This window comes from Stenotrophomonas sp., assembly GCF_036662295.1.
Lineage (GTDB): Bacteria > Pseudomonadota > Gammaproteobacteria > Xanthomonadales > Xanthomonadaceae > Stenotrophomonas.
Genome location: NZ_JAVWXA010000002.1, coordinates 84,745 through 95,192, shown reverse-complemented (window position 1 = coordinate 95,192; position 10,448 = coordinate 84,745). Strand labels below are relative to the sequence as shown.

8 protein-coding genes are annotated in these 10,448 nt (G+C 69.7%); 4 read left to right on the top strand and 4 right to left on the bottom strand.

Annotated elements, in window-relative coordinates:
• Nucleotides 1–204 (bottom strand): YdcH family protein, encoded by a 204-nt coding sequence (locus RSA25_RS00960; protein ID WP_332807050.1) that lies wholly within the window; start codon nucleotides 202–204, stop codon nucleotides 1–3.
• An 88-nt stretch (nucleotides 205–292) separates the two neighbouring features.
• Between RSA25_RS00960 and ttcA the strand changes: the two genes are divergently transcribed.
• From ttcA to RSA25_RS00945, 3 genes are all read left to right on the top strand, one after another.
• Nucleotides 293–1,213, top strand: a complete 921-nt coding sequence (ttcA, locus tag RSA25_RS00955) for a tRNA 2-thiocytidine(32) synthetase TtcA (protein ID WP_332807049.1) — start codon at nucleotides 293–295, stop codon at nucleotides 1,211–1,213.
• A gap of 45 nt (nucleotides 1,214–1,258) precedes the next feature.
• Nucleotides 1,259–2,164, top strand: coding sequence for a recombination-associated protein RdgC (locus RSA25_RS00950; RefSeq protein ID WP_332807048.1), 906 nt, complete (start codon nucleotides 1,259–1,261; stop codon nucleotides 2,162–2,164).
• Between the two features lie 99 nt (nucleotides 2,165–2,263).
• Nucleotides 2,264–3,052 (top strand): SprT family zinc-dependent metalloprotease, encoded by a 789-nt coding sequence (locus tag RSA25_RS00945; protein WP_332807047.1) that lies wholly within the window; start codon nucleotides 2,264–2,266, stop codon nucleotides 3,050–3,052.
• 50 nt (nucleotides 3,053–3,102) lie between these two features.
• Here RSA25_RS00945 and RSA25_RS00940 read toward each other — a convergent pair whose 3' ends face one another.
• Nucleotides 3,103–3,978: a methylglyoxal synthase gene (locus tag RSA25_RS00940; protein WP_332807046.1), complete on the bottom strand. Its 876-nt coding sequence runs from the start codon at nucleotides 3,976–3,978 to the stop codon at nucleotides 3,103–3,105.
• 162 nt (nucleotides 3,979–4,140) lie between these two features.
• Between RSA25_RS00940 and RSA25_RS00935 the strand changes: the two genes are divergently transcribed.
• Nucleotides 4,141–4,431, top strand: coding sequence for a hypothetical protein (locus tag RSA25_RS00935; protein ID WP_332807045.1), 291 nt, complete (start codon nucleotides 4,141–4,143; stop codon nucleotides 4,429–4,431).
• Between the two features lie 24 nt (nucleotides 4,432–4,455).
• Here the strand turns inward: RSA25_RS00935 and RSA25_RS00930 are convergent, their stop codons facing one another.
• Nucleotides 4,456–5,901, bottom strand: a complete 1,446-nt coding sequence (locus RSA25_RS00930) for an FAD-dependent oxidoreductase (RefSeq protein WP_332807044.1) — start codon at nucleotides 5,899–5,901, stop codon at nucleotides 4,456–4,458.
• 87 nt (nucleotides 5,902–5,988) lie between these two features.
• Nucleotides 5,989–10,443: a glutamate synthase large subunit gene (gene gltB, locus RSA25_RS00925; RefSeq protein ID WP_332807043.1), complete on the bottom strand. Its 4,455-nt coding sequence runs from the start codon at nucleotides 10,441–10,443 to the stop codon at nucleotides 5,989–5,991.
• Between the last annotated feature and the right edge of the window lie 5 nt (nucleotides 10,444–10,448).

The window sequence follows — 10,448 nt, the reverse complement described above, 5'->3', positions numbered from 1 at the left end:
TCATGCCGGCTCGTCGGGAATCTGCATGTCCGCCAGCCGCGCGATGCAGTCCTTCAACTGCAGCTTGCGCCGCTTCAGGCGCTTGGCCTCCAGCTCGTCATCGCCGTTGGCGGCCATGCGCTGGATCTGATCGTCCAGCAACCGATGCTCCTGCCGGAGTTCGGCAAGGCGGGTGCTGATCTGCTCGGGCGTGAGGGTCTCCACAGGCTCCGAGCATACACATCCACCGTGCCGGCCGGGAGTGAACGCGGTCACCACCGCGGCCCCGTGATGGTGACGGCGAGCCGGTAGAATGAGGGCCATGAGCGCCGTCCTGCCCCTGCCCGATCCCGTCCCGCGCGCGCGTGATCCGCGTGCGGCCGACGCCGCGCAGGACAAGCTGGCGCGGCGGCTGCGCCGCCAGGTGGGCCAGGCCATCGCCGACTTCGGCATGATCCAGGCCGGCGACAAGGTGATGGTGTGCCTGTCCGGCGGCAAGGACAGCTACACCCTGCTGGACGTGCTGCTGCAGCTGCAGAAGAAGGCGCCCGTCGCCTTCGAACTGGTCGCGGTCAACCTGGACCAGAAGCAGCCCGACTTCCCCGCGCACGTGTTGCCCGACTACCTGGCCTCGATCGGCGTGGCGTACCAGGTCATCGAGCAGGACACCTACTCGGTGGTCAGCCGGGTGATCCCCGAAGGCCGCACGATGTGTTCGCTGTGCTCGCGGCTGCGCCGTGGCGCGCTGTACCGGCACGCTGCCGAACATGGCTTCAGCAAGATCGCGCTGGGCCACCATCGCGATGACAGCGTGGCCACCTTCTTCCTCAACCTGTTCCACCACGCCAAGCTGTCGGCGATGCCGCCCAAGCTGCGCAGCGACGATGGCCGGCACGTGGTGATCCGCCCCCTGGCCTACGTGGCCGAAGCCGATATCCGCGCCTATGCGCAGGCGCGCGCGTTCCCGATCATTCCGTGCAACCTGTGCGGCAGCCAGGACAACCTGCAACGCCGCCAGATCGGCCAGATGCTGCAGCAGTGGGAGCAGCAGCACCCCGGCCGCATCGACCAGATCGCCCGCGCGCTGGGCACGGTCGAGCCTTCGCAGCTGGCCGATGCGCAGCTGTTTGATTTCATGGCGCTGGGGCGTGCCGACGCCGCCACGCCGCCCGTGCCGTCGGCCTGGACCGACGCCGACCCTGCCGACCCGGGCGGCGCTGCCGGGCACGCCTGAGCCGCCCCACGCCCCGTCTTCCCTTCACCCTTATTCCGGACTTCCATGTTCTTTCGCAACCTGACGCTGTTCCGCTTCCCGACCGCCACCGATTTCTCTGACGTGGACACCCTGCTGCCGCAGGTGCTGCTCAAGCCGGTGGGCCCGCTCGAAATGAATTCCCGTGGCTTCATCTCCCCGTTCGGCCGCGAAGAAAAGGCCGTGTTCTCGCACCGCATCGGCGATGCGCTGTGGCTGACCGTGGGCGGTGAGGACAAAATCCTGCCGGGCGCGGTGGTCAACGACCTGCTGGCGCGCAAGCTGGAGGAAATCGAGGAGAAGGAAGGCCGCAAGCCCGGTGGCCGCGAGCGCAAGCGGCTCAAGGACGACCTGCTGCACGAACTGATGCCGCGCGCCTTCGTGAAGAGCTCGCGCACCGATGCGCTGATCGACCTCACCCACGGCTACGTGGCCGTGGACAGCTCCAGCCGCAAGACCGGCGAGAATGTCATGTCCGACATCCGCGGCCTGCTCGGCAGCTTCCCGGCCATGCCGCTGAACGCCGAAGTGGCGCCGCGCTCGATCCTGACCGGCTGGATTGCCGGCGAGGCACTGCCGACCGGGCTGAGCCTGGGCGAAGAGTGCGAGATGAAGGACCCGGCCGAGGGCGGGGCGGTGGTCAAGTGCCAGCACCAGGAACTGCGCTGCGACGAGATCGACAAGCACCTGGATGCCGGCAAGCAGGTGACCAAGCTGGCCCTGGTGTTCGAGGACAACCTGTCCTTCGTGCTCGGCGATGACCTGATCGTGCGCAAGCTGAAGTTCCTGGACGGCGCGCTGGACCAGCTCGAGCACGCCGATGACGATGGCCGCCGCGCCGAACTGGATGCCCGTTTCGCGCTGCAGAGCGGTGAAGTGCGGCGCCTGTTCCTGCTGCTGGAAGAGGCGTTCAAGCTCAGCAAGGCCGACTGACGCACCGGGCCGGGCGACCGGGGGCCCTACCGCCCCCGCCCGCCCGGCCTGAACAGCGCGCAGTCATGTGCCGGTCACCGCCGGCGCTATGCTGTACCCATGTCCGGATTCCTCCGCCGCCTCATTTCGCCGGCTGCCCCCACCCTGCAGCGCGACACGGTACGACTGCGCCTGGACGATGCGGAGATCGACGTGCTGCGCGTGCGCGATCCGCGCGCGCGCCGGATCAAACTCAGCGTGGACGAACGTGGCGTGCGCCTGACCCTGCCGCCGCGGGCCAGCCTGGTGATGGGCGAGCGTTTCCTGGAGCAGCACCGCGACTGGTTGTCCACGCAGCTGCGCAGCTACCAGGCGCAGAACCTGCCGCCGCCGCTGGTGATCGGCGAGGCCGGCGTGTTGCCGTTGCGCGGGGCGCTGCTGCCGTTGCGCTGGGAAAGCGGCCGCTATGCGCGGCTGGACCTGGACGCGGCCGGTGCCTGCCTGCACTGGCCGGCACGCGGCAGCGAGGCAACGCTGCGGCGCACGCTGCGTGAGTTCTATGAGGCCCAGACCCGTGCCGACGTGGGCCAGTGGCTGCCGCGCTACCTGCCAGGCCTGCCGCGCGCACCGGCGCGGCTGCGGCTCAAGGTGATGTCCTCGCAATGGGGCTCGCTGGCTCCCGACGGCAGCATGGCGCTGGACCTGGCGCTGGTGCTGGGGCGGCCGTCGGCGTTCGAGTACGTGCTGGTGCACGAGCTGTGCCACCTGATCCAGGCCAACCACTCCCCGGCGTTCTGGGCCGAAGTGGAGCAGCGTTTTCCCGCCTGGCGGGCCGAGCGCGATTATTTCCAGCACGAAGGCCGGCGCCTGAAGGCGATGTTGCGGCAGACCCTGACCCCGGCGCCGTAGCGCCAACCGTGGCCCGGCGCGCCGTGCCGGCAGCGTGCGTCCGGCCGGCGTTACCTCGCGCTGGCGCGCATCGTCGCGGCCTGCGCCCAACGGGCGGCGACGCGCGGCGCGGTGATGCAGACGGCCTGGTCGGTGACGGTGGTGACCGCGCGCTCGAGCAGCTGGATGTCCGCTTCGTGCTGGCGGGCCACGTGCGGGTCTTCGAAGAAGATCGCGCGCTGGCAGTCGCCCTCCAGCACGCGGTCGGCGATCTGCGCATCGCCGCCCATCGGGCCGCTCTGGTAGCGCTGCACCCAGGGCTGGTCCTGCGGCCAGCCGCGGCTCCAGGCCAGTTCGTTGAGGCGCTGGCCGGTGGTGCCGGTGCCCACCCGGTGGGCGAACCGCGACAGCAGCGCGAAATGCTCGTCGGCGAAGGCCAGGATGGCCGGCTTCATCGCATCGTGGGCGATCAGCGCCAGGGTCTGCCGCGGGAAGGCATGCAGGTCGTCGGCGCCCGGGTCCGGGGCCAGGCCGGCATGCACGCGTTCCACCTCGACCCAGTCGCGCGCGGTGGCCACGGTGGAGATGAAGGGCTTGCCGTTGATCACGCACTGGCGCTTGAGCGCGGTGGCCTCGGGGAAGACCGAGGACGGGTCGACCGGGTCCATCAGGTAGATCGCCCCGTCCAGGGTGCGCTCGGGCGAGCCCATGCCCACCACTTCGGCCACCAGCTTCATCAACCCGCCCTGGCGACCGTTGGGATAGCGCTGCAGCGGCGTGAACCCCGGCAGGAAGCCCAGCTTCTGGATCGCATCGAAGGTGCGCCCCACCGCGTGCAGCTCCACGCCCAGCTCGCGCAGGCCGCCATCGCAGGCGCGCAGCCAGCGGAACAGCGCGGCGTGCTTGTCGTGGTGGTGCAGGCGGTTGGCGGCCAGGCCGATGCGCATGGGCAGGATCCGAGACAGGGCAAGCCGCATTCTATGTCGCTTCCAGCCCAGCGGAAGTGCGAAGTCGATCACCGGCCTTCACGCGTTTTCGTATTAGTTGCATGGTTCGCCGGCAGGCCATAACCGACAGTAGGCGCTGTCAGTCAATCAGGATTCCCTGCCATGACCCTTTCACAAACCCTTCCCAGCCTGTCGGTGCAAACCTTCAGTGCCGACCGCGGCGCACGCATCGGCGCGCTCGGCCGCCTGCTGCGCCATGCGGCCAGCGGTGACGCCGACGTGCTGCTGGCCGGCCTGGCGCGCATGCTCGATGCGCACATCGGCCACGGCCATGGCGACGATGCCAGCAACGAGCGCATCCGCGCGCAGCTGGATGAGATCGAGCTGCTGCTGGCGCTGGAGATCGAGCGCGCCGGCGTGCGCGCGGCCACCGCTGAATCGCGCGCGGCGTAAGCAACGGCCGGGCCCCGCCCGGGGTCAGACCGCCAGCAGCTGGGCGATGCTGGCCGCCGCGTCGCGGCCTTCGGCCACGGCGGTGACCACCAGGTCGGCACCGCGCACGGCATCGCCACCGGCAAACAGGCGCGGGTGCGCGGTCTGGAACGGCAACCGGTCGCGGCCGCCGGCCACGATGCGGCCGTTGCTGCCGGCTTCCACGCCCAGCTCGGTCAGCCAGCCCGGCGCGCTCGGCGAGAAGCCGAAGGCGATGATCACCACGTCCGCCTCCAGCAGCGATTCGCTGCCTTCGATCGGCACCGCGTTGCGGCGGCCCTGGGCGTCGGGTTCGCCGAGCCGGGTCTCCACCACCATCACCCCGATCACCTCATCGTCCGCGCCGGCTTCGATGGACAGCGGCTGGCGATTGAACAGGAACCGCACGCCTTCTTCGCGCGCGTTGGCCACTTCGCGCGCCGAGCCGGGCATGTTGGCTTCGTCGCGGCGGTAGGCGCAGGTCACCTTGGCCGCGCCCAGCCGCACCGCGCTGCGCACGCAGTCCATGCCGGTGTCGCCGCCGCCCAGCACCACCACGCGCTTGCCCTCCAGGTCGGGCAGGGCGATCTGGTCCTCCCAGCCGGCGATCGGGCGGCCATGCGCGTCGCTGCCACTGACGATGCGGCTGTTCTGCACCAGGAAGGGCAGTGCGGGCAGCACGCCCTTGAGGTCCTGGCCCAGCAGGCCGCCATCGGTATAGCGGTAAGCGCCGGTGCCCACGAACACCGCGTCGTACTCGGCCAGCAGCTGCGCCATGCTCACGTCGCGGCCGATCTCCACGCCCAGCCGGAACTGCACGCCCATGCCCTCGAGCACGTTGCGGCGGCGGCTGATGACGGCCTTGTCCAGCTTGAAACTGGGGATGCCGAACTGCAGCAGCCCGCCAATCTGCTCGTAGCGGTCATACACCACCGCCTGGATGCCGGCGTGGGCGAGCTTGTCGGCACAGGCCAGCCCGGCCGGGCCGGCGCCGATCACCGCCACGCGCCTGCCGGTGGGTTCCACGGCGGTCATGTCCGGGCGCCAGCCGGTGGCCAGCGCGGTATCCACGATGTACTTCTCCACCGCGCCGATGGTGACCGCGCCGAATTCCTCCAGCGTGCAGCTGCCTTCGCACAGGCGGTCCTGCGGGCACACCCGGCCGCACACTTCCGGCAGCGGGTTGGTGGAATGGCAGAGCGTGGCCGCTTCATGGATGCGGTTTTCCTGCACCAGCTGCAGCCACTGCGGGATCGCGTTGTGCACCGGGCATTTCCAGCTGCAGTACGGGTTGCCGCAGTCCAGGCAGCGGCCGGCCTGGAACTGCGCGTCTTCCTTGCCGAACTTGCCGTACAGCTCGCCCCAGTCGCCGGAGGTGCGCAGTTCGACCGGGATGCGTTGGGGCATGGTCCGGGGCAGGTCGAGGAACTGGAAGGCTTGCTTGCGGCTCATGGGTGGGCCCTGCGGTGGTGAATTGCCGGCCAACGGCCGGCGATACAGATGGGGTGGCCGGCCAGCGGCCGGCAGTACCGGGATGGGTCAGGCGGCGCGGCGCAGCGATTCGGTGAGCGATTCGATGCTGGCGGCCTTGGGTTTGACCAGCCAGAACTTGCCCACGTAATCGCGGAACTCGTCGAGGATCTGCTGCGCCCAGATGCTGCCGGTCAGTTCGCGATGGCGGCTGATCAGGGTGTGCAGGTGCTGGCGGTGGTTCTCGAAACCCTCGGCGGAGATGCGGTGGATGTCGATCAGCTCGTGGTTGTAGCGGTCCACGAAATCGCGGTCGATATCCAGCACGTAGGCCAGGCCACCGGTGAAGCCGGCGCCGAAGTTCAGGCCCACCTTGCCCAGCACCAGCACGATGCCGTCGGTCATGTACTCGCAGCAGTGGTCGCCGGCGCCTTCGATCACCGCCAGCGCGCCGGAGTTGCGCACGCCGAAACGCTCGCCGGCGCGACCGGCGGCAAACAGCTCGCCCCCGGTGGCCCCGTACAGGCAGGTGTTGCCGATGATGGCCGTGTTGCGCGCCTCGAAGCGCGCGCCACGCGGCGGGCGCACCACCAGGCGGCCGCCGGCCATGCCCTTGCCCACGTAGTCGTTGGCTTCGCCTTCCACTTCCAGCTGCAGGCCGCCCACGTTGAAGGCGCCGAAGCTCTGCCCGGCGGTGCCACGGAAGCGCAGGGTCAGCGGCGCGTCACTCATGCCCTGGTTGCCGTGCACGCGCGCGATGGCGCCGGACAGGCGGGTGCCGATGGAGCGGTCGGTGTTGTGGATCAGGAAGCGGTGCTCGCCGCCCAGCTTGCCGGCGATGGCCGGGGCCAGCAGGCCGTCCATCTGCGTGGCCAGGCTGTCCGGCGATTCGTACAGGCGCTGGGCCGCGCAATGGCTGCCTTCGTAACGGGCCGGATGCAGCAGCCGCGACAGGTCCACGCGCACGCCCGGCCGCGGCGATACCTCCAGCTGCTGCAGCAGGTCGGTGCGGCCCACGATCTCGTCCAGCGAGCGCACGCCCAGGTAGGACAGCCAGCCGCGCACTTCCTCGGCCAGCAGCCGGAAGAAGTTCTCCACGCGCTCGGGCAGGCCGGTGAAGTACTGCGCGCGCAGGCGCTCGTCCTGGGTGGCCACGCCGGTGGCGCAGTTGTTGAGGTGGCAGATGCGCAGGTACTTGCAGCCCAGCACGATCATCGGCGCGGTGCCGAAGCCGAAGCTGTCCGCGCCCAGCAGCGCGGCCTTGATCACGTCCAGCCCGGTCTTCAGGCCGCCGTCGGTCTGCAGCAGGGTGCGCCCGCGCAGGTCGTTGGCCACCAGCGCCTGGTGCGACTCGGCCACGCCCAGTTCCCACGGCCCGCCGGCATAGCGGATCGAGCTCACCGGCGAGGCACCGGTGCCGCCATCGTGGCCGGACACGGTGATCAGGTCGGCGCCGGCCTTGACCACGCCGGCGGCAATGGTGCCCACCCCGGCGTGGCTGACCAGCTTGACCGAGACCAGCGCCTCCGGATTGACCTGCTTGAGGTCGTAGATGAGCTGGGCCAGGTCTTCGATGGAGTAGATGTCGTGGTGCGGGGGCGGGGAGATCAGGCCGATGCCCGGCTTGGCATAGCGCAGCCGCGCGATCAGCTCGTTGACCTTGTGCCCGGGCAGCTGGCCGCCTTCGCCGGGCTTGGCGCCCTGGGCCACCTTGATCTGCAGCACCTCGGCGTTGACCAGGTACTCGGCGGTGACGCCGAAGCGGCCCGAGGCCACCTGCTTGATCTTGCTGCGCTTGTGGGTGCCATAGCGCACCGGGTCTTCGCCGCCTTCGCCGGAATTGCTGCGCCCGCCCAGCTTGTTCATGGCGATGGCCAGGGCCTCGTGCGCCTCCGGGGAGAGCGCGCCGAGGCTGATGGCGGCGGTGTCGAAGCGGCGGAACAGGTCTTCGGCCGGGGCCACTTGGTCCAGCGGCGTGGGCGTGGGCGCGGCCTTGAGCTGCAGCAGGTCGCGCAGCGCCGACACCGGGCGGCCGTGCACGGCCTCGCAGTAGCGCTGCCAATCGGCCGCATCGCCACTGCGCGCGGCTCGCTGCAGGGTCATGACCACGTCGGGGTTGTACATGTGGTACTCGCCGCCGTGCACGTACTTGAGCACGCCGCCCACGTCCGGGCGCAGCAGGTCGTTCCAGGCCCGTACGGTGAGCTCGCGGGCTTCATCATCCAGGCGCGCAAAGCCCACCCCGGCCACGCGCGAGGCGGTGTCGGGGAAGCACAGGCCGACCACCTCGTCATCGAGGCCGACGATCTCGAACAACTGCGCGCCACGGTAGCTGGCCACCGTGCAGATGCCCATCTTGGAGATGATCTTGGACAGGCCCTTGTAAATGCCCTTGCGGTAACGGCGGCCGATCTGCGACTGCTCGCCGCCCTTGCTGAGCTGCAGGATGCCACGCCGGCCCAGGTCGAACAGGGTCTGGTAGGCCAGGTAGGGGTACACCGCGGTGGCACCGAAGCCGAGCAGGCAGGCCATGTGGTGCGGGTCGCGCGCGGTGCCGGTTTCCAGGATCAGGTTGACGTCGCAGCGCAGCCCGGCGTTGGACAGGTGGTGGTGCACCGCGCTGGTGGCCAGCAGGGCATGCACCATCGGGCGGTCGGCCACCGGGTAGCGATCGCTCAGCAGCAGCATCACGATGCCCGCGCGCGCGGCCGCTTCGGCCTCGGCGCAGATGCGCTCGATGCCGGCCTTGAGGCCTTCCTCCAGGCTGTAGGAGAGGTCGATCAGGCGGTTCTTCTCGACGTACTGCTCCATCTTGATCAGCTGGCGCAGCTTGCGCTGGCTGAGCACCGGCGAGTTGAGGATGACGTGGTTCACCGTCTCCGCGCCGGCATGGAAGATGTTGGTCTCCTTGCCGAGCTGGGTGGTGAGGGACATGACGCAGTCTTCGCGCAGCGGATCGATCGGCGGGTTGGTGACCTGCGCGAACGCCTGGCGGAAGTAGTCATACAGCGGGCGGCTGTGCTGGCTGAGCACGGCCATGGGCGTGTCATCGCCCATCGAACCGGTGGCTTCCTGCTCGGTCTCGGCCAGCGGGCGCAGGATCTGCTCCACTTCCTCGGTGCTGAGCTGGAACAGCTTGTGATAGCTGCGCAGGGTGCGCTCGTCGAACGGCTCCTCCACCAGCGAGGGATCGATCAGTTCGGTCTGCAGGTAGGTCACGCCCTGCTGCAGCCACTGCTTGTACGGGGCGCGGCCACGGTTGATGCGGTCGATGGCGTCCGAATCGAGCAGGTCGCCGCGCTTGAGGTCGATGGCCATCATCTCGCCCGGCCCCAGCTTGCCCTTGCGCACCACGCGCTCGGCCGGCACTTCCCACACACCCGCTTCGGACGCGACCAGGAAGTGGCGGTCGGAGGTGAGCATCCAGCGCGCCGGGCGCAGGCCGTTGCGGTCCAGCGTGCACGCCGCATAGCGGCCGTCGCAGGCGACGATGCCGGCCGGGCCGTCCCACGGCTCGCTGTTGAGGCCGTAGAACTCGTAGAACGCGGCCAGGTCGGGGTCCTTGAACTCCAGCGACTGGGTGGCCGGCGGCACCAGGATGCGCAGCGCCTGGATCAGCTCCATGCCGGCACTGACCATCAGCTCGAGCATGTTGTCCAGGCTCTGCGAATCCGAGCCGTGCATGGCGATCACCGGGTCGAATTCGCCGATGTCGAAGCGCGGCGTCTTCCACACCTTGCTGCGCGCCTGCGCCCAGCGGCGGTTGCCCTCGATGGTGTTGATCTCGCCGTTGTGGGCGAGCATGCGGAACGGGTGGGCCAGCGGCCAGCGCGGCAGGGTGTTGGTGGAAAAGCGCTGGTGGAACACGATCGCGCTGGAGGCCAGGTCGTTGCGCTGCAGGTCCACGTAGAAGCGGCTGAGCTTGTCCGGCAGCACCATGCCCTTGTAGCTGATGGCGTTCGGGCTGAGCGTGGTGACGTAGTAGTCGGCGTGGTCGCGCAGCTGCTGTTCGCTGCGGCGGCGGGCCAGGAACAGGGCCAGGGTGAAGGCCGCCTCGTCCTGGTCGGTGCCGGCATCGACGAAGACCTGTTCGATGCGCGGCAGGGTGTCGCGGGCCAGTTGCCCGCACACGCTCGGGTCGGTCGGCACCTCGCGCCAACCGACCGGTCGACAGCCGGCGTGGCGCAGTTGCGCTTCCAGCGTCTGGCGGCAGGCCTGCGCGGCGGCGGCGTCGTGCGGCAGGAACACCACGCCGGCGGCGAAGCGCGCGCCTAGGGTGAGCCCGGCCTCGGCGGCGAGGGCCTTGAGGAAGACGTCCGGGCGGCGCAGCAGCAGGCCGCAGCCATCGCCGGTGATGCCATCGGCGGCCACGCCACCGCGGTGGGTCATGCGCGACAGCGCGGCAATGGCGGTGTCCACCAGCAGGCGGGACGGTTGATCGTCGAGCTGGGCGACCATGCCAAAACCACAGGCGTCGCGCTCATCGTGCGGGTCGTAAAGCCCTTGGCGGTTGCGGGGGGCCATCTCTG